Source organism: Pontibacter korlensis, assembly GCF_000973725.1.
Classification (GTDB): domain Bacteria; phylum Bacteroidota; class Bacteroidia; order Cytophagales; family Hymenobacteraceae; genus Pontibacter; species Pontibacter korlensis.
Genome location: NZ_CP009621.1, coordinates 3,520,057 through 3,539,767, shown reverse-complemented (window position 1 = coordinate 3,539,767; position 19,711 = coordinate 3,520,057). Strand labels below are relative to the sequence as shown.

The following is a 19,711-nucleotide window of genomic DNA, read 5'->3' as shown; positions in this document are numbered from 1 at the left end:
GTAGACTACGTAGAATGATCTGCCACTGCTTTTTTAGCACTAATCAAACAAGTTGGCCTTTACTTATCCAGTACCAGCTTTACTGTTTGTGTACCCTGTTCAGTAACTATCCGGGCAAAGTATAGCCCGGCTGTGAGGCTTGTTCCGTCAACCTCTACTTCCCTCCTCTCGGCCCTTGCTTGTTCACCATGTAAGAGCACTTTTACCAGGCTGCCCTTTGCATCGTAAAGCGACACCTGGTAAGCGCCTGTAGGAATGCTAAATTCAAGTACAGCTTTCTCTGAAAAAGGATTTGGATACACCTTTACCTCTTCACCAGAAAGTGGCTCCACAGCCCTCTGCTGCGATAAAGCCAGCGTTTGCTTATGCTGATTGATGATTACCTGCCCTCCTGCTATACTTGGTCCAACTTCAGACATATCATAAATATCTGGTCCTGTACTGTAGTTATCGTATAAAACGCTACCTGTCATACTGTCCCAGATACGAATGCGCAGCCTGTCATCAGGATCATGAGCACCTCGGCCTCCAGCATCTGCCGCAGAAGCTATAAACTTATACTTGCCTTTTCCATTAAGGCTGCCTTCCCCATGCCATACGGCCTGGTCGCCACGTACTACGAGCCAATCTATACTAGTGCTTAAAAAGACTCTGGAACCAAACAGCAGTAGTGTCTGGCCTGTTGGAGTTGAAGCCTTACTGTTTCGGTACCTTACATTAAAAGCAAACAAATCACGTCCAGCCAGTGAGCTGGTTGGCTGAACTGTGCTGCTGAGCCACCCTGCCCCTCTGACAGTACCTGCCCCAGGATCATATATTACGGTCCACTGCTGGTAGTCATCCTGCTCTGGCATCAGGCAACTCTCAGAAAAATCTAGTCCCACCCGAAAGATACCAGCTTGTGTATAAGTATGCTCCCCGGTGATGCGCGATGTACCAAAGGCTGTGTAAGAAACCGAAGGGCTGCTGCCATCTCCCCAGACCCAGCGAATACCTGTATCCTCAGTAAGTATAAAATCACCAAAGTCGGCTGTGGTTCGTACTTGCTGCCCAACCTGCATAGGGTGAGGCGGAAGATACAGTTGCACATGAACAGGTGTATTACAATCAGCTGGCAAGCTATACTTCAAAACAGTCAGCTCACTAGTAGGGGATCCTGCAACAAGCCTTTGAGCGCCTGCCAGGTATAAACTACCTGCATTATCAAGAGCCAAGGCTCTGTTTGCTTCAAGGTTTGTTTGTCCAAAGTCTTCACTGTATACCTCGTTTCCCTGCTGGTCATACTGTAGCAAAACACTACCCTCTCCAATACCACCTGGCGAAGGCGAATAAGCACCTGTTACAGCCAGACCACCTGACGGAAGCGCTATCCAGGCTCCGCCATAACTGCTATATCCTACAGGCTGATCAAAAGTATGATTCCAAAGTAACTCACCTTCTGAATTGTACTTGGCAACTACAAAGCTCATGTAGCCGGTACGCAGCTGTGAAGAAGACATCATAAACAAACCCTCATCCGGCCCCAGCATTGCATCCGCAAAGTAGTCCCGGTTCTCGAAAGAACTTACTTGCTCCCACAGCACATCTCCTTCGGAGGATAATTTGATCGCTAATAAACTTGTATGACCGATATTTAAGGCCATTACCTGGCCTGCCAAGTATATGTTTCCAGTGGCATCAGCAAGCAATTTATTTACCTCGTAGTGCGCGCGACGGTCAGGATGTCCGTACTTTTTGCGAAATTCTTCTGCACCTGTCTCAGCGTTAATTTTTAACAGTCTGATTACTCTGATGCTGCCGTTTTCCTGCTCAGTACCTGCCAGATATATTTCCCCACCGGCACCTATAGCCAAAGGCTGGTGATTGAAAAGTGCTGTACCTAAAGTATATGTTTTCTGCCATACTTGCTCCCCTTCCTCGTTCAGTTTCAATAAAGCTGCTTCATCGTCGGCCGAGCGACCTGCTACATACAGATTACCGCCTGTATCGCTGGCAAAGCTTTTTGGTGATAAGCCGAGCTCCTGCAAATTGAACTGCCAGAGTAACTCTCCTGCAGCAGAGAACTTTGATACTGTAGTGCCAAGCACGTATGCATCACCGTTCTGGTCCAGAAGCAAGTCCATGACGTTTCCATCCAAATGCTCTTGCCATACAACCTCTCCCTCAGTGCTTAGCTTTGTCAGCCTTCGATCTTCGAAGCCAACAGCGTTAATGCCACTGCTAAGTATAACCAGTTGATTATCCGGTCCTGCTTTCATCTTTACATTACCTCCGGCCTGCCGATAGGTATGCATCCACTCCCGCTCCAGCTGCGCATAACCCTGGAAGCAAATAAAGAAAGAAAAAACTGTAGTGAAGATAAGTCTAAGGCATGAAAAGCTGCGTTTTGTAGCAGCGGTACCCTTGTATAAGTGTTTCATAGCTGTATTATATTTATAATGTAATAAGCACAGATAACGGCCTACCTCTACAGTAAGGCGCTTATAAGGGTGAATCGTATAAATGTATCAGGACAGGATTGGATTGAACTTACTACTATTTTACTGAATAAAGAGCAGGAAGTTGCAGCCTTTCTGTTAGCAAAAAGTTAAGGAAGCAGATAGCAAGACGCAGAAGTGAGAAATTACAGCAGTTAATAGCACATGAATGTTTTTAAACACGCCGTACTAAATTGCACTAGTGCTGTAGAAGCCCCTGCTCCTGCCAGCGCATCCGGTAAGCATTCATGGCTGTTTTACCCAATTTGCTGATAAGCCTGTAATTGACCACGGCTCCAATAGGTGCCCCAATGAAAGGTATCATCTGAGCCATTTTAGCAAGGTCAATATAGTCTCGGTACTCCTGCTGCAGACTGCGCCAATCAAACTCATTGATATCTTCAGGTAAAAACAGCTTCTGCGTTTCCCAGTCAGCTATGTGCAGGTAAATCTTGCGGCGGTGCTCCTGAGAGCTAAAGGCTAGCTCAAAAATGTGCAGCAAGTACACACGCTCCCGGTAATCTTTAACATCATAGCCGTAGAAAGCAGCAATATCATAAAGGAGCTTCAGTTTGAGCCCTAGTAATAGCGGAAAGTCTACGAAACCCAGCAGTATACCTCCGGCACCGGTTACACCACCCTCCGCTGCAGCTGCCTGCTGGTAATACTTTATCCGCTCACGTACCATTGCCTCCCGCACATCCAGAGGTGCTTCCAGCAGTGGCTTTGGAGAAACAAAACCTGCCCCAAACAGCACACCCCGAATCATCTGCTTTATAGCAGTCGTGATGGCTTGGTGTACCTTCTCCGGGATATAACTGTTTAACTTAACCTGTGCCTTGCGTGCAAATTCGTTAAACACGCTTGGGTTGCGCAGCATCTCGTGCTGCCACCTACGCAGTTCATACTCTGCCTGTATTTCATAAAGTGTAGGCATGGCGGTTCTCTTTGTAAGCTTTTTGATTATACGTTCAGTGTTTGTAAAACTGGTTGATTCGTTCTACAGCGCTCAAAGTATAAGCTGCAAAAAACAAAAGCCAGCTTCTGCTGGCTTTTATGTTGATTAGTTCTGATTTGCTGGCTGCTGATCCTGCTCCTGCAACTGTTGCTGTTGCTCCTGGGCTTCCTCGGCTGCTTTGCGTTGTTCCTTGTCCCTTCTTCTAAAGAAGCCTCTTAGCAGGAAGTTACTCTGTAGCGCTTCCATATTTTCATCGAACTTACGTGAACTGGTTTCCAGGTTCTGCATGGTGCGCTGCAACTGGTTTGCAAACTGCTGGTCATTGAGCAGGACCCCAACAGCGTTATTCTCAGCGTTGAACTTGCCGCTTGCCTGCTCCAGGTTTTGCGCCATCTGCGTTGCCGACTGTGTGGCCTGCTCCAGCTGTGCCATGGACTGCTCCAACTGGTTGAAAACAGTAGTATCAGTTAACAATTCATTAGCCAGGCTACCCTGCGTGTTCAATTTGCTTGTAAAGCGGCTTAGGTCGCGGGAGGCGCGTACTGCGTTTTGAGAAGTGCTCTCCAGGCTAGCTACCATACTCTTAAAGTCCTGAGCCAGGGTAGAGTCCGTTAAAAGACTACCAACTGTACCTTTACCTTGAACCAGGCGCTCGCTGATCTCACTGAAATTGCCGGTGATTGTAGCCAGGTTCTTGTTGTTCTCCTGAAGCGTCTTCATGATATCGTCGGTATTAAGGTTAGCTTCAGAAGCTAGCATATTGCCATCCTGTACAGGTTGTGCAGCTGGCGTACCACCAAAAATCTCGATGATCTTGTTACCAATTAAACTCTCGGAGCTGATGCGTGCCTTGGAGTTCTGGCGGATGTACTTCTGAGTCTCCTGATCAATATTCATCCTTACCCGAACCTGTGATTCACCATAGAATTCAATGGCTTTAACCGTACCTATCTTCACGCCGGAAAACCACACGTTGTTTCCGACCTTCAGGCCCTCTACATCATCGAAAACAGTGCTAACAGAAATGCTCTCAATAAATCGCTTTTGCTGGCCACCCAGCGTAAGTACACCCACCACAAAAATGATGATGGCAGCCAGGACAAATATCCCAACCATGATAGAACGTTTATTCTCTGCAGTATTCATTCGTTATTTCACAAAGTTGTAGTCATAAAACATCTTAACCCGCTCATCGTTGCTGCTAAACACCTCTTCAAAGGTACCCTGCTGCTGGAACTGTCCATCGAGCAGCATAACCATACGATCTCCAACTGAGCGGGCACAGGTAAGATCATGTGTAATGATGATGGCTGAAGTATTAAAGCGGCTCTGTACCTCATTTATCAGGCCATTGATCTCCATACAGGTAATTGGGTCGAGTCCGGCTGTAGGCTCATCATAAAGCATAATATCAGGCTTTAGTATAAGTGTACGGGCAATACCGATACGCTTGCGCTGCCCCCCGGAAAGCTCCGATGGCATTTGGTTGATAGATTGCTCCAACCCTACGGCATCCAGCACAAAGTGAATCAGTTGGTCACGCTCGGCTCTGCCCATAGACTTCTCGTGGCGGATAAGCGGAAACTCCAGGTTTTCCCGCACCGTCATACTATCATATAGGGCACTGTTCTGAAAGGAGAATCCCACTTTCAGGCGCAACCGGTCCAGCTCTTTTGAAGAGAGTTTATCGACCTGCTTGCCGAGCACCTTCACCATCCCTTCGTCAGGGCTCAGCAGTCCTGAGATGATCTTGATCAAAACCGATTTACCTGTACCGGAACGTCCCAACACCACCAGGTTCTCGCCCTGGTATAGATCGAGGTCCACACCTTTCAGCACGTCAAAGTCATCGAACGATTTCATAAGCCCTCGTATCTCGATAACTTTGTTCTCCCTGTTTATATTTGGGTTTATCTTTTTCATAGTTCCTGCTTAAAGAGCTCTGATGGCATTGATGATTTGCAGCGCCAGAAGCTCTTCTATAAATACCATAAACATGGCCGTAACCACTGAGGAGTTCGCAGCCTTACCCACGCCCTCGGTACCTTTGGAGGAATTGTAGCCTTTATAACTACCTACCATGCCTATAGTAAAACCAAATATGAACGACTTTATGATAGACGAAAAAATGTCCAGAAAGGTGATGGCATCGAACACTTGGGTGATATAGGTAGAGAAGCTGGTCAGCTCATTCTGGCTCACATTCAGATAAGCTCCCATCAATGCAACTAACATAGTGTACATGGTGAGCGCCGGAATCATGAATGTAGTAGCCAGCACCCGGGTTACCACCAGGAAATTAAAAGGATTCGTGGCCGAAACCTCCATCGCATCTATCTGCTCTGTTACGCGCATCGACCCCAGCTCTGCACCAATATTTGAACCCACACGGCCTGCAGCGATAAGTGCTGTAACCAGTGGTGCCAGTGCACGCACAATGGCTATAGATACCAGCGATGGCAGCCAGGAGGCAGCACCAAACTCTGCCAGCGAAGGCCTCGATTGGTTGGTAAAAACAATACCTATGATGAAACCAGTCAATGATATCAGGGGAAGCGACCTTACTCCTACCTCATAGCATTGGCGTACAATCTCTCTGAACTCGTAAGGCGGGACAAAAACCTCTTTGAAAAAGCGGACGTGGAAAACGTAAATATTATAAAGCTCCAGAAAAAGCCGGTCGAGCCTGCGGGTAAGGAAATACCTGCGCTTTCTTCCGGGTTCTGTATTATTGTCTTGTATTTCCATCAAGCGTCTGTGTTCAGAATTTCGGCAAACTTATTAAGTATAAGCTTACATTTAGCTAAATTAAGTAATTTAAATATAGTTAAAGACAAATTGCGTTTCTTTCCGAATAGCAATTATACCTATACGCCATTTGCGGCAGACAGTGTTTAAATTAATACTAGTTAATATTTATTATCCTGATTGTCTGCACTTAAGCTTAACACGACATTTGCATCCTTGCAGAGGCTTATTGCTTGTTATAACACTGTTATTAATATAGCAAGCAACCCTAAGAAGAACATCTGATACGCCAGTTATGCTATATAATGAATGGTAAGATCTGGTGCAGCGGGTGAAGTGTAGAGTTACAGAAGCATGCAACCGACTATCCTGAAGTACAAATCTCCGTAAAACAGCAACAGCTAACTTGACAAGCGGTGGCTAATTAGCTATACTTAACCACACATTAAATAAAACTATGCCAAAAATCCTGATCATAGACGACGAGAGGGCGATCCGAAGCACCCTTAAGGAGATCCTCGAGTTCGAAAATTATACTGTAGACGAGGCCGAAGATGGAGAAAAAGGCTTGCAGTTGTTAGGCAAAGCAAAGTACGACGTGGTGCTTTGCGACATCAAAATGCCTGGTATGGACGGTATTGAGGTGCTGGAGAAAGCCATGGAAATAACTCCTGATTCGCCTTTTATTATGATATCTGCCCACGGCACAATAGATACGGCCGTGGAGGCCACCAAAAAAGGCGCCTACGATTTCCTGCAGAAGCCACCGGACCTGAACCGCTTATTGGTTACTGTACGCAACGCCCTGGACAAATCGAACCTGGTTACGGAGACCAAGATCCTGAAGAAGAAGATCTCCAAGACCTATGAAATGGTTGGCTCCTCTCCTGCCCTAGACCGTGTGAAGCAGGCTATAGAGAAAGTAGCTCCTACGGATGCCCGTGTTTTGATTACCGGCCCTAACGGCTCAGGTAAAGAGTTGGTGGCACGCGCCATACACGAGCACAGCAACCGCAGCAATGGTCCTCTTGTAGAGGTAAACTGTGCAGCCATACCTAGTGAGCTCATCGAAAGTGAGCTGTTCGGGCATGAAAAGGGCTCCTTTACCTCTGCGGTGAAACAGCGCATTGGTAAGTTCGAGCAGGCCAACGGCGGTACTCTCTTTCTGGATGAGGTAGGCGACATGAGCCTGTCTGCACAGGCAAAGGTGCTGCGTGCGCTACAGGAGCACAAGATCACGCGTGTAGGTGGCGACAAGGATATTCAGGTGGATGTGCGCGTGGTGGCGGCAACCAACAAGAACCTGCTCGAGGAGATTGAGAACAAGAACTTCCGGGAAGACTTGTACCACCGCTTAGGTGTGATACTTATACACGTACCACCGCTGAACGATCGCCGGGAGGATATACCCGATCTGGTACAGAAGTTCCTGAACGATATCGCCAACGACTACGGTAATAAACCAAAAACAATTACGCCGGAGGCACTGGAATACTTGCAAGGACTTGACTGGCGCGGTAACGTGCGGGAACTACGTAACGTGGTAGAGCGCCTGGTAATCATGAGTGGTTCTGAAATAACCGTAGAGGATGCCGAAGCTTATGCTCGACCAGTTGTAGCATAATAACAGAACGTGCAGCGGCACATCTTAATTTGCTGCTACTGTGTTTAACATGTTCATCCTGAAGAGCTCTTATACTTCATCCGGCGTAAGGGTTGTTCAGGATGTTCTTTTATAAGCTTTAATGCTAAGTGACGGGAGGCCTTTATAAAGCAAAAACGGCTATTTCTGACCTACGCTCCTACTTCCGTTTTAATCTGCAGCAATTTTTATACTTCTCTCCGCTTCCACACGGACATGTTTCATTGCGCCCGATGCGTTTACCATAAGGGTTTAGCAGCTTTTTAAAATTTAGTCGGAATCTCCTTTTCGGGTTTTGGGAGAATACTTTGGTAAGCAGTTCATATAGCTTTGGGTGCTTTTCTGCCAGTTGGTCCGGCTTTTCAAAGAAGTATTCTGTTACTACAGCAAAGAATTCGGCCTCACTGGTGGCTCCGTAGCTGTCGATATCTGACTGCCCCTTCTGGATCTTCTGTATTTTGCGGTACATTAACTCCTGCCATGGCTGCACAAGTTCATCCGGAAGGTAAGCGGCAGGTGTACCATCTATCTCCCCATCAGCCTGGTCCAAGATGTGTGCGAACTCATGGATACCCACATTCTTCCTGTCAGCCATGTCATTGAAGCCACGCTCCAGAGCAGGCTTAGAAAGGGTAACATAGTGGTCGTTTTGGAACGGATTAACACGGCCCAGCACCTCACTTACAGCCTCACTTTTCTCGTTTTTATACTTCTGTATACTGCCTGGAAAGACTAGTACTTCGCCAAGGTTTCGATACTCCCAGTCGCGGAAGCCGAAGATAGGAATAATGGCACTGGAGGCCACCAGCACTTTTGTCAGATCGTCGATTTCGACATCAATACCAGTAATGCGCTTCTCCGACAAAAACAACTGCAGCATTTTCTCAAAGCGCTGTTTATCCTCGTCTGCCTTTAGGGTATGGTAAAAGCCCACTCGGTCTTGCAATATTTTACGCCATTCAGCAGGAAAGTCAGCAAGCAGCACCTTTTTGCGGAGCCTCTTCTGGCGAGTAGCCCATCTGTAGAAAAACAGTACAGTAGCTACTACAAAAACAATAAAAGCGATATAACCCATGGGCAACTTAAACGGCCGATCAGCAGAAAGGTGCTATCAACTTACTAATAAATTACAGCCACGGATATCGGAATTGTCGAAACGGCCCAACACCTCAAAACTACCATCAGGATGTAAACGGCCTATATCTTTGGTCTCGATAAAAGCACAGGAGTCTACATTAGCCAGATCAATAACATTGATGCCACCACTACGCAGGTTGGTACTCAGGTCGAAAGGGTCGTTCAGGTCGCGCAGCAAGATGCGCATTGTATAGCCAGACCAAAAAATTCCCTCTCCTTTAGAATAGCCCTGCGAGAGCAGTTCTGTCATGCCGTACTCAGAGTGTATAGCAGGCACACCTAGTCTTTTTTTTAGCTGCGCATGTAGCTCTTCGCGTATCATTTCCCTGCGTCGGCCTTTCATGCCTCCTGTTTCCATCACCACCACATCAGAGAAGTCCTGCTGCCCCTGCAGTTCTTCAGCCAAGTCAAGTAAGGCGTAGGAAACACCGATCAGGAGTACTTTTTTACCCCGACTTTTGGCTTGCCGCAATGCCTGTAGCAGTTGTGCATGGTTGTGCAGGTAAAATCCTTCCTCTTGCTGCGCTGTCTTCCTGATGAAATGGTCAACCATCGCCACCAGCGAGGATCCTCCCTGCTCCAGGTACGAAGGCAGTAGCGCCAATACTACATAGTCCTGCAATGGGCCGTAGAAGCTTTCGAAGATTCGCTCCGACACCTGTTGGTAGAAGCTAAGGCTTGATACAAAGTGGCGGCTGCGGGTTTGCTGGGTGGTACCACTGCTATAGAAAACAGCTTCCGGCTCAAACGCTCCAGTTACCACCTCCTGCTCCTTAAAAAACTCGATAGGCAGGTATGGTATTTGTTCCAATGCCTGTACTTCTTCTGGATTTACATGCAAGTTCTGCAGGTATTGCCGGTAAACCGGGTTATTTGATGCCTGGAAACGGAACAACGCTAAAGCCGTAGAAGTAAAGTCGAAAAGCTCCTGCTGGCTAAGTACGCTGAGGTGGTGGGTTTTAAAATCCATTGAATACAACAAATCCTATATTTACTGCGTTTGATTTAGTAAATTTAGCTTCATTTTCTGATAGTCCACATGAAAAACCTGCTAAAGTATAGCACCGCCGTGCTGGTGCTTGCACTCACCCTGGGCGGTTGCCGCGAAGAGCCGAACTATAGCGATGTGCCCGAGATTACGTTCGACCGGGTAGAGCAGTATACCTATACCAAGAACAGAGTTGTGTTCGACTCCTTGGTCATAGCAGTAGACTACCAGGACGGAGATGGCGACCTGGGGCTTAGCCGTGGCGAAGGCGGCTCGCAGACCGGACCAGACTTCGAGCCTCCTTTTAACCCTGGCTCCCAATACTACGACAACTTTATCGTAAACATGCAGGTAAAGCGGGGCAATACCTACGAGCCTCGACCTGTTAACTTCAACGGGCGCTTTCCTAGGTTATCCAGTGACGAAAAGCAGGAAGCGCTGGAAGGTGAAATACGTTACACCATCACCAGCTTTACCACAGAAAGTTACCCTTTCCGGGACACGATCCGTTTTGAAGTATTTATCTACGACCGTGCCCTAAACAAGAGCAATGTAGTATATACGGATGATATTATTCTATACCAGGGCCAATAAATATAGCTCAAGGTACAGACAGAAACAGAAAGCCCCGGCAGTTCAGACTACCGGGGCTTTCTGTTTCTGTGTTTTATACTTAACTCAAGTTGCGATTAAATACATTTATTGATGGTGTAAGCAAAGAGGAATAGGACAATCTTTAGCAGAAATCCTTGCGGAGTCACGGCGTGGATCGTTCGGGGAAAGGCCGCCTCTATCTCACTGAAAGTTGTCTCTATTCTCTTCCTCATCACCGCTTTTATATAGTCCATCGCCGGGCTGTCTTTCCGCTTGCTGTTGCTTTTCCGCTGAGTAAGCAGGCTGACCTGCTCGCATTCGGCCAGCAGGTCCTCCACCTCATAATTGGTGTAGGCGCTGTCCCCGTACAGGCTGCTTTCCGGCGGCAGGTCCAGGTGCATGGCCTGCAGGGCTCTGCCATCGTGCACGCTTCCCGCCACGATAAAGTAACTCACCGGCAGGCCCCCGGCAGTTGCGATGACCTCCACCTTGAAGCCGTAGAAATACTCCCTTTTAGAGACATTGTAGCCCCTGTAGGCCTCACCCTCCAGCAGTCTGCACCGGTTAATGCGAATATTGCGGCACACGGCCACCGGGAAGCTGTCTATCACATACTCGCCAGTGGTGTTGAGCTGCTTGAGGCAGTCCCCCAGGGCCAGGAAGATGGCCGCGATCGTTCCGCCCAGTCGGTGCAGCATCCGGTTAAAGTTGCTCTTGTGCGGCATCCGGCACTTCTGGTGCTGCTGCATGTAGCCGCTGGCCGCAGACAGGTTGCCGCCAAAGTAGCGGGCCGACACCAGGGCCGTTGTGATTATCTCCGCATCGCTGGCCTTGCGCTTGGCCGCCGCTTTTTTGCCCGCTATTTGCAGGTAATCATCAACAAAACAGTAAATTGCAATAGTGAAGTCATTCATGGCAAGTAAGGAAGTAAGTGTGGTTACTTTTTCCTTAACAAGCCTGAGTGGCTTCATCGTTTACATGCCAATGCTAAATCGCAACTTGGGTTACTTAATAGATCTTCGGATAAGCTTTTGGATCAGCCTCGTGCATCATCTCGTACACCGTCTCGAACACATCTTCTGAGTTAGGTTTAGAGAAGTAGTCACCATCAGAAGAGTATGCCGGGCGGTGCGGCTGCGCCGACAGGCACTGTGGCTTAGAGTCAAGCCATCTCCAGGCTCCCTGCTCATCCACTACCTGCTGCATCATGTAAGCAGAGGCTCCACCAGGTACATCCTCGTCTGCAAACAGTACTCGGTTTGTCTTACGGATAGAGTCTGTGATCATGTGCTCAATATCGAATGGCAATAGCGTCTGTACGTCTATCACCTCTGCCGAAATACCGAACTCTTCCAACTGCTTGGCAGCTTCCATCACAATGCGGCACATAGAACCATAGGTAACGATCGTGATATCAGTTCCTTCCTTCAGCACCTCTGGCCTGCCAAGCGGAAGTGTAAATTCACCAATGTTGCTCGGGATGCGCTCCTTCAGGCGGTATCCGTTAAGGCACTCAATAATCAATGCCGGTTCATCCGATTTAAGCAAAGCATTGTAGAAGCCTGCTGCCTGTGTCATGTTACGTGGCACCAGTACATGCATTCCTCTTATGCTGTGCAAGATCATACCGATCGGAGAACCTGAGTGCCAGATACCCTCCAGACGGTGACCACGCGTACGCACGATCAGCGGCGCTTTTTGCCCTCCTTTGGTACGGTACTGTAGCGAAGCCAAGTCATCAGAAAGAGTCTGAATAGCATACAGCAGGTAATCTAGGTACTGGATCTCGGTGATAGGACGCAGACCACGCAATGCAGCTCCAATACCTTGCCCTATAATGGTACACTCACGAATTCCGGTATCAGTTATGCGTAACTCGCCATATTTTTCCTGCAGACCAGCAAAGGCCTGGTTCACGTCTCCGATAAAACCAACGTCTTCGCCAATGGCAAATACACGTGGATCGCGGGAAAGCATAGCATCAAAACAAGCCTGGAGTACTTCACGCCCATCCACTACAGGCGAGTTCTCCTCATACTCCGCTTTCACCTCCTCTACCTGCAGCACTGCCTCTTCAGATTGGCTGTACAAGTATGAGTTATAGCGGTCGGCATTCTCACCCATCACCTGCTCTAACCATCCAATAAGGTCACGCTTTGCCTGGTTATTTTCGTCGCGTACATAACGTAGTGCTTTGCGAACGGCTCTAACAGCATCGCTACGGATAGGGTTAGCAGTTTTGCGCAATTCCTCAGCAATAGTGGCTATTTCTGTGATATGGTCACTGTCATTGGCAAGAGCATCCAGGAGGCGCAGTGCCTCTTCATGATCGACCTTGATAGAGCTGGCAAACTCATTCCAGGCATTGGCACGGGCTGTTTTTACAGCATCCTTCGCTTCCGCCTCTATCTGATCGAGCTGCTCTACTGTGGCAACACCTGTTCCCAGTATCCACTCCCTCATTTTCTTAAGGCAGTCGTACTCAGCTTCCCACTCCAGGCGCTCTTTAGACTTGTAACGCTCATGAGAACCGGAAGTAGAGTGTCCTTGCGGCTGGGTCATCTCCTCAACATGTATCAGCACAGGCACATGCTGCTCGCGGCAAACACGCACCGCTGCTTCGTAAGTCTCGCAAAGGGCAGTATAATCCCAGCCTTTAACTTTGAAGATTTCGTAGCCTTGCCCCTCCTGCGTATTACGCTGGAAGCCTGCCAAGATCTCAGATATGCTTCCTTTTGTGGTTTGATACTCGGCCGGTACTGAAATACCATAGGCATCATCCCATACAGATACCAGCATTGGCACCTGAAGTACTCCGGCAGCGTTAATGGCCTCAAAAAACATTCCCTCCGAGGTTGAAGCATTACCGATGGTACCAAAGGCTACTTCGTTGCCGTTCACGGAGAACTCCTTCATGCCCTGCAGCGCCTGGTTCTGGCGGTACAGTTTAGAAGCATAAGCCAAGCCCACCAGACGGGGCATCTGAGCCGCTGTAGGCGAGATATCGGAACTGGAGTTTTTCTGCTCCATCAGGTTCTTCCATTTGCCCTCGTCATCCAAAAGGCGCGTACCAAAGTGACCGTTCATGGCCCGGCCGGCAGTAGAAGGCTCAGCCTCCACATCGGTATGGGCATATAACTGCGCAAAATATTGCTGTAGCGTCAGCTCCCCGATAGCAAACATAAAGGTTTGGTCGCGGTAGTAGCCGGATCGGAAGTCACCGTTCTGAAAGAACTTAGCCATGGCCAGCTGCGCCACCTCTTTACCATCACCGAAAATACCGAACTTGGCCTTACCCATAAATACCTCTTTTCGTCCGGCAAGGCTAGCTTGGCGGCTTTCCCAGGCAATGCGGTAGTCGTTCAGTATTTCTTCGGAGGTTAGTCTCTGAGTTATAGATGCTTCAGCAGTTTGCATGTTGTCTCAATTAAACCAAAAGTGTTTTTTTACTTTCAAAAGTACAGAAGATTCGCCTAAATTCAAATTTGGCAGCCTGTTGCATATAGGTCAAACTGATGGAAACCCATTGTTTGAAAAAAGAAATTTGTATATTTGTTTTGCACTGAAAGTAACAAAACCTAAAGTGCAATTTTCTGCTTGCCTTATTTATGAAAAGAAAGCTATTTCTATTAACGCTGTTGTGTTTTATATTTGCGTGCTACACAGCTAAGGCACAGGGAAAACTGATCTTTGAAAAGGAAACCCATGACTTTGGCACAATAGCTGAAGGCACCCAGGCAACATATGTGTTCAAGGTAAAAAACGTGGGAACCGAACCAGTGGTTATACCTTCGGTGGAAGCATCTTGCGGATGCACGACCCCTACCTGGACAAAAGAGCCGATCTTGCCTGGTAAAATTGGCTCAATAACAGCAGTTTATAATTCTGCAGGCCGGCCGGGCCCGTTTCACAAAAGCATCACCTTAACCTCAAACAATTCAGAGTCTCAGAGGCATGTATTGTACATAAAAGGTATGGTTGAAGCGAAAGATGCAAAAACAGTAGTCACTCCGGAACAAAAGGCGCTTTCGCCGCGTTTGGCTGTCGGAACCACAAGCTACCACTTCGGAAAACTTGAAAAAGGACAAAAATCGGTAGCTAAATTCCTGATACGTAACACAGGTCGGAACCCTCTTATAATACAAGGTGTTAAGAGTGCATGTAATTGCGTAACGTACCGAACTTCGGTAGCAGAAATAAAAGCCGGCGAGGTTGCAACTTTGGAACTAAGGTATGCTCCCACGGTGTTAAAAGAGCAAAACGAGGTAGTTACCGTTCTTTCGAATGATTTAATAATGCCAGCCCTCAGGCTCACGCTTAAGGCAGATGTAGTAGAAGGCAAGGCATCTAAAGATATGTTAAGGGAAGGCGAACAGCCGACACCTTTCAGATAGTTTTTTTCATAGTTTTATTTTGTACTAATGGCAGTGATCTTATCGCTGCCTTTTTTCATTTTGTACCATCCTGTAAACTGTGTCTCCCTCCCCCATTATTGCACTGTTTTACCACAATTACCCCTTCTATATCAAAGGCTTGCACACCTACATTTGAGAAGTATTTTATTTATGTAAACTAATGGTATCTTTGCGCAGCTAAATCGAAAACTTGTTACTTTTTAAACTGATCGAAACATGATAATTGGTGTTCCGAAGGAGATCAAGAATAATGAAAACCGTGTAGGTGTAACTCCTGCCGGTGTGATTGAATTGGTGCGCAATGGCCACACCGTATATGTACAGTCTACTGCCGGTGAAGGCAGCGGCTTTATGGACGATGATTATGCTGCAGCTGGTGCTACTATTCTTCCGACTATTGAGGAAGTTTATGGCATTGCCGAGATGATCATCAAAGTTAAAGAGCCAATTGAGTCTGAGTACAACCTGATCAAGGAAGACCAGTTGCTGTTCACATACTTCCACTTCGCGTCTTACGAGCCGTTAACACACGCCATGATTAAGCAAAAGGCGGTATGCTTGGCTTACGAAACAGTGGAGAAAGCAGACAGAAGCCTGCCTCTTCTGGTTCCAATGTCTGAAGTTGCTGGCCGTATGTCGGTACAGGAAGGTGCTAAATACCTGGAGAAGCCACTGAAAGGTCGTGGTATTCTATTGGGTGGCGTACCAGGTGTTCGCCCTGCTAAGGTAATGATCCTTGGTGGTGGTGTGGTTGGTACTAACGCTGCTAAAATGGCTGCCGGTATGGGTGCTGACGTTACTATTCTGGATAACAACCTGCAGCGCCTGCGCTACCTGGATGATATCATGCCAGCTAACGTGAACACCTTCATGTCGAACGAGTATAACATCCGTGAGCTGCTGCCTACGCACGACCTGATCATCGGTGCTGTACTTATCCCAGGCGCAAAAGCTCCTCACCTGATTACCAGAGACATGCTAAAAGAAATGCGTCCAGGTACTGTACTTGTAGACGTAGCTGTTGACCAGGGTGGATGTATCGAAACATGTAAGCCTACAACTCACGAAGACCCAACTTACGTGATCGACGACGTAGTTCACTACTGCGTGGCTAACATGCCAGGTGCTGTACCTTACACTTCTACATTGGCGCTTACTAACGCAACATTGCCATACGCGCTACAACTAGCGAACAAAGGCTGGAAGAAAGCATGTACTGATAGCGCAGAATTGCTTAAAGGCCTGAACGTAGTACAGGGTAAAGTAGTGTATCAAGGTGTTGCTGAGGCTTTTGGTCTGGAGTTTGTTCCTGCTGAGAACGTACTGTAGCAACTGACGTTAGGATAAATAAGGGCGCCTTTTTGACATTGTCAGAAAGGCGCCCTTATTTTTGCCCTATAATAGGAAGTAGTTGTCTGACTGCCGAGCCTACGGAGCTTGAACCGTAGCCCTTTACCAAAATCACATGCCTCTGTTGCTGCACAAACTGGCAAGGGCATTTACTATAAAGAACTCTGATGTTCGATACAGCTTTTAAATTAATGCTGCGCCGCCTGGGACTACTGCTTGTGGTTTACCTTCTGCTTCGCGTAGTATTCTTTGCTTTCAACTACCATGAATTTGCAGGTGCCAATGCAGGTCAGGTGCTGCTTTCCTTTGTGCATGGCTTACGTTTTGATGTTGCAGCTATAGCCATCATTAACGGGCTATTTATCTTTTTTTCGCTTCTACCAGTAGGCAACACATTGCACCCAACTTACCAAAAGGTGCTCAAGTGGCTGTTTATACTTACTAATGTACCTTTTATTGCACTGGCTGTAGTAGATGTGGAGTTCTTTAAGTTTATTGGCCGCCGCACCAGCAATGAGCTTTTATCTATCACCGGAGACATCACAGAGCAGATAGGGCAACTACTCGGCTACTATTGGTACCTGGCGCTTGGCTTCCTGCTCCTCACCTATGCCTTTATAAAAGTTTATCCTAAAGCGCCTACTGCCGCCGCTCCACAACCTGCCGTGTGGCTACGGAGTCTGCGCCTGCTGGTAATTGCGGGGCTGGTTGTACTGGGTATACGTGGTGGCCTTCAACTAAAACCTTTGCGCCCTAGCCATGCATTCGTACAGGAGCCTGCTGCTTTAGGTCATCTTACCCTTAACAGCCCCTTTACTTTTATAAAAGGAATAGGCAAGACTACGCTGGAGAAGAAGAACTACTTCGGCACAGACGAGGAGTTACTTGCTGCGCTGCAGTTTAACCCTCAAAAGCATAAGCAACAAACGGAGGAGTTTCAGAAAGAGAATGTTGTTATAGTCATACTAGAGAGCTTTGCTGCGGAGTATGTAGGCGCGCTTAACAATGGGAAAGGCTATACTCCTTTTCTGGACTCCTTGGCAAGTGAAGGGTTAATGTTCCAAAACGCTTTTGCGAATGGGCGTAAATCCATTGAGTCACTGCCTTCTATACTTGCTGGTGTTCCTTCGCTTATGCCAGAGCCTTTCATTACCTCGCCTTACCAGGCCAACAGGCTGTATGGCTTAGGAACCTTGTTACGAGATGCGGGGTATCAAACGGCTATGTTTCATGGGGCTGCCAACGGCTCTATGGGCTTTAACGACTTTGCTAAACGAGCAGGTATCGAGACATATTATGGACTTGATGAATACCCTAGTGACCTACGACAACAGGATTATGACGGGCAGTGGGGAATATTTGATGAACCGTATCTACAGTATGCTTCCAGAGAGCTGACCAATTTGGATCAGCCGTTTATGGCTACGCTGTTTACACTGAGCTCTCACCAACCTTATACCATACCTGAGCAGCACAGAGGCCGTTTTCCTAAAGGCGAGCTGGAGATACATGAGTCGATAGGCTATGCAGATTACGCCCTGCGCCAATTCTTTAAGTCAGCCTCTAAACAACCTTGGTACCAGAATACGCTTTTTGTTCTTACTGCAGACCATACTCAAAAGAGTGTAGATCCAGCCTATCAGAATGAATTGGGTCACTTCCGTGTTCCGCTCCTGCTGTTTCACCCCAGCAAGAAGCTTGATAGCTTGAATGCCAATAAAATCGCCCAGCATGCAGATATTCCTGCTACAGTAGTCGATTACCTCAACCTGCCAACAGATAAGCTCTTACCTTTTGGTAACTCGTTGCTGGATACTTCGGGTACCGGACAGGCCATCTTCTTCAATGGGAATGCTTACGTACTGGTAAAACAAAACGTGGTGGCTGAACTGAAACAGGACGATCAACTGCAGTTTTACAGCTTCCCAGAACTTGCCCCTGCTCCCTCCCCTGCTCCTCAGGCAGGCCAGTTACTTAAGGCACAAATTCAGTACTTCCGTAATAGCCTGGTTGATAACCGGCTATACTTTTGGACTGAGTAGGAAACAATACTGTTGATAGTGACCTGTTCGACCAAAATGATTGATAACTATTTATTTACATATGCAGGCACCTCTGTTAATGGCTCATACTTGCGGGTCTCAAAATCTACCTGCCAGCAATAGTGCTGTAAGCCATTCGTAATAACTACATAGCGCGCCCTAAGTGTTTGATTGTATACCGAAACCTGCTTCACCACCTCCTGCGTAATGGGTACATGAGCTGCCTTGCACTCCACTAGCAGGTGTGCTTGGCCTTGGGTATCGTAAATGCACAGGTCGGTGCGTTTCTGCAGTTTATTATAGCTGGTGCCTCGCTCTATGCTGATCAGGCTTTTGGGGTAACCCAATGTGTTAATTAGGAAGTGCACGAAATGCTGCCGCACCCACTCTTCCGGCGTCAGAACTACGTTTTTACGGCGAAGTATGTCAAAAATAAGATAATTAGCGCCGGATTTCGTAACTTTGTAGTCAAATGGCGGTAAGTTGAGTGCATCCATGCTGCAATTTAGCCATTTTTCCTACGCTTCCGCCCCAGTAGCTCCTGCTGCCAAGGCGGTTTTTTTGTACCCATAAAGTAAATAAATCATGAAAACCAAAGAAGAAATTGTAAGCGACTGGCTACCCCGCTACACCGGTGTGCCGCTTGATGAGTTTGGAGAGTACATCCTGCTCACTAACTTTATAAACTATGTACGCATGTTTGCAGATCGCTTTGGTGTAGAGATCAATGGTCTTGATAAGCCAATGCAAACGGCTACAGCCAATAATATCACGATTGTAAACTTCGGTATGGGTAGTGCCATGGCTGCAACAGTTATGGACTTGCTGTCTGCCATCAAGCCAAAGGCAGCCCTGTTCCTTGGTAAATGCGGTGGTCTGAAGAAGAAGACGCAGATTGGTGACTTAATCCTTCCAATTGCTGCCATTCGCGGCGAAGGTACTTCAGACGACTACCTTCCACCAGAAATTCCGGCTCTGCCTTCATTCCGTCTGCAGCGTGCTGTCTCTTCTATGATCAAGAAGCACGAGATGGACTACTGGACAGGCACCGTTTATACTACTAACCGCCGCGTGTGGGAACACGATGAGGAATTTAAAGAGTACCTGCGCCAGATCAGAGCAATGGGTGTGGATATGGAGACAGCTACCATCTTCACAGTTGGCTTCATCAATGAGATTCCTCACGGAGCACTACTGCTGGTGTCGGACAACCCAATGATACCGGAAGGTGTTAAAACATCTGAAAGTGATAAATTAGTAACCTCCAACTATGTAGAGAAGCACCTGAGCATCGGTATCGACTCTCTGCTGGAGCTAATTAACTCTGGTGAATCTGTTAAGCACATGCGCTTCGAATAAG

Annotated in this window: 16 protein-coding genes; 6 read left to right on the top strand and 10 right to left on the bottom strand. The window is 47.5% G+C overall.

Annotation, left to right across the window (positions count from 1 at the left end; all coding sequences use genetic code 11):
- Positions 1-59: 59 nt before the first annotated feature.
- From PKOR_RS15170 to PKOR_RS15150, 5 genes are all read right to left on the bottom strand, one after another.
- Entirely contained in the window at positions 60-2,420 is a 2,361-nt protein-coding gene (locus PKOR_RS15170) for an outer membrane protein assembly factor BamB family protein (protein ID WP_046311823.1), read from the bottom strand.
- Positions 2,421-2,676: 256 nt separating this feature from the next.
- Positions 2,677-3,414: an EcsC family protein gene (locus PKOR_RS15165; protein ID WP_046311821.1), complete on the bottom strand. Its 738-nt coding sequence runs from the start codon at positions 3,412-3,414 to the stop codon at positions 2,677-2,679.
- 126 nt (positions 3,415-3,540) lie between these two features.
- Positions 3,541-4,581, bottom strand: coding sequence for an MlaD family protein (locus PKOR_RS15160; protein ID WP_046311820.1), 1,041 nt, complete (start codon positions 4,579-4,581; stop codon positions 3,541-3,543).
- 3 nt (positions 4,582-4,584) lie between these two features.
- Positions 4,585-5,358 (bottom strand): ABC transporter ATP-binding protein, encoded by a 774-nt coding sequence (locus PKOR_RS15155; RefSeq protein WP_046311819.1) that lies wholly within the window; start codon positions 5,356-5,358, stop codon positions 4,585-4,587.
- A gap of 9 nt (positions 5,359-5,367) precedes the next feature.
- Positions 5,368-6,183, bottom strand: coding sequence for an MlaE family ABC transporter permease (locus tag PKOR_RS15150; protein WP_046311817.1), 816 nt, complete (start codon positions 6,181-6,183; stop codon positions 5,368-5,370).
- 457 nt (positions 6,184-6,640) lie between these two features.
- Here PKOR_RS15150 and PKOR_RS15145 point away from each other — a divergent pair, with 457 nt between their 5' ends.
- Positions 6,641-7,807 carry a sigma-54-dependent transcriptional regulator gene (locus tag PKOR_RS15145; RefSeq protein ID WP_046311815.1) on the top strand — a complete coding sequence of 389 codons (1,167 nt, stop codon included), beginning with the start codon at positions 6,641-6,643 and terminating at the stop codon, positions 7,805-7,807.
- A gap of 178 nt (positions 7,808-7,985) precedes the next feature.
- Here the strand turns inward: PKOR_RS15145 and PKOR_RS15140 are convergent, their stop codons facing one another.
- Together PKOR_RS15140 and PKOR_RS15135 are read right to left on the bottom strand one after the other, a co-directional pair.
- On the bottom strand, positions 7,986-8,900 hold the full coding sequence (locus PKOR_RS15140; RefSeq protein WP_046311813.1) for a zinc-dependent peptidase: 915 nt from the start codon (positions 8,898-8,900) through the stop codon (positions 7,986-7,988).
- Between the two features lie 36 nt (positions 8,901-8,936).
- Complete coding sequence (locus PKOR_RS15135) at positions 8,937-9,932, bottom strand: acyl-CoA synthetase family protein (protein WP_046311812.1); 996 nt, start codon at positions 9,930-9,932, stop codon at positions 8,937-8,939.
- A gap of 69 nt (positions 9,933-10,001) precedes the next feature.
- Between PKOR_RS15135 and PKOR_RS15130 the strand changes: the two genes are divergently transcribed.
- Positions 10,002-10,544, top strand: coding sequence for a hypothetical protein (locus PKOR_RS15130; protein ID WP_046311811.1), 543 nt, complete (start codon positions 10,002-10,004; stop codon positions 10,542-10,544).
- 95 nt (positions 10,545-10,639) lie between these two features.
- On the opposite strand, the gene PKOR_RS15125 is transcribed toward PKOR_RS15130, so the two are convergent.
- Both PKOR_RS15125 and PKOR_RS15120 read right to left on the bottom strand, forming a co-directional pair.
- On the bottom strand, positions 10,640-11,458 hold the full coding sequence (locus PKOR_RS15125) for an IS982 family transposase (protein WP_046314546.1): 819 nt from the start codon (positions 11,456-11,458) through the stop codon (positions 10,640-10,642).
- 94 nt (positions 11,459-11,552) lie between these two features.
- Positions 11,553-13,961, bottom strand: coding sequence for an alpha-ketoacid dehydrogenase subunit alpha/beta (locus PKOR_RS15120; RefSeq protein ID WP_046311809.1), 2,409 nt, complete (start codon positions 13,959-13,961; stop codon positions 11,553-11,555).
- A 191-nt stretch (positions 13,962-14,152) separates the two neighbouring features.
- Here PKOR_RS15120 and PKOR_RS15115 point away from each other — a divergent pair, with 191 nt between their 5' ends.
- From PKOR_RS15115 to PKOR_RS15105, 3 genes are all read left to right on the top strand, one after another.
- Positions 14,153-14,938, top strand: a complete 786-nt coding sequence (locus PKOR_RS15115) for a DUF1573 domain-containing protein (RefSeq protein WP_046311807.1) — start codon at positions 14,153-14,155, stop codon at positions 14,936-14,938.
- Positions 14,939-15,175: 237 nt separating this feature from the next.
- A complete protein-coding gene (gene ald / locus PKOR_RS15110; RefSeq protein ID WP_046311805.1) occupies positions 15,176-16,288 on the top strand; it encodes an alanine dehydrogenase in 1,113 nt (370 codons plus the stop codon).
- A 188-nt stretch (positions 16,289-16,476) separates the two neighbouring features.
- Positions 16,477-18,351, top strand: a complete 1,875-nt coding sequence (locus PKOR_RS15105; protein ID WP_046311803.1) for an LTA synthase family protein — start codon at positions 16,477-16,479, stop codon at positions 18,349-18,351.
- A 47-nt stretch (positions 18,352-18,398) separates the two neighbouring features.
- Here the strand turns inward: PKOR_RS15105 and PKOR_RS15100 are convergent, their stop codons facing one another.
- Positions 18,399-18,848: a type I restriction enzyme HsdR N-terminal domain-containing protein gene (locus PKOR_RS15100; RefSeq protein WP_046311801.1), complete on the bottom strand. Its 450-nt coding sequence runs from the start codon at positions 18,846-18,848 to the stop codon at positions 18,399-18,401.
- A gap of 88 nt (positions 18,849-18,936) precedes the next feature.
- Here PKOR_RS15100 and PKOR_RS15095 point away from each other — a divergent pair, with 88 nt between their 5' ends.
- Positions 18,937-19,710, top strand: coding sequence for an AMP nucleosidase (locus tag PKOR_RS15095; RefSeq protein ID WP_046311800.1), 774 nt, complete (start codon positions 18,937-18,939; stop codon positions 19,708-19,710).
- The last annotated feature ends 1 nt before the right edge of the window (position 19,711 follow it).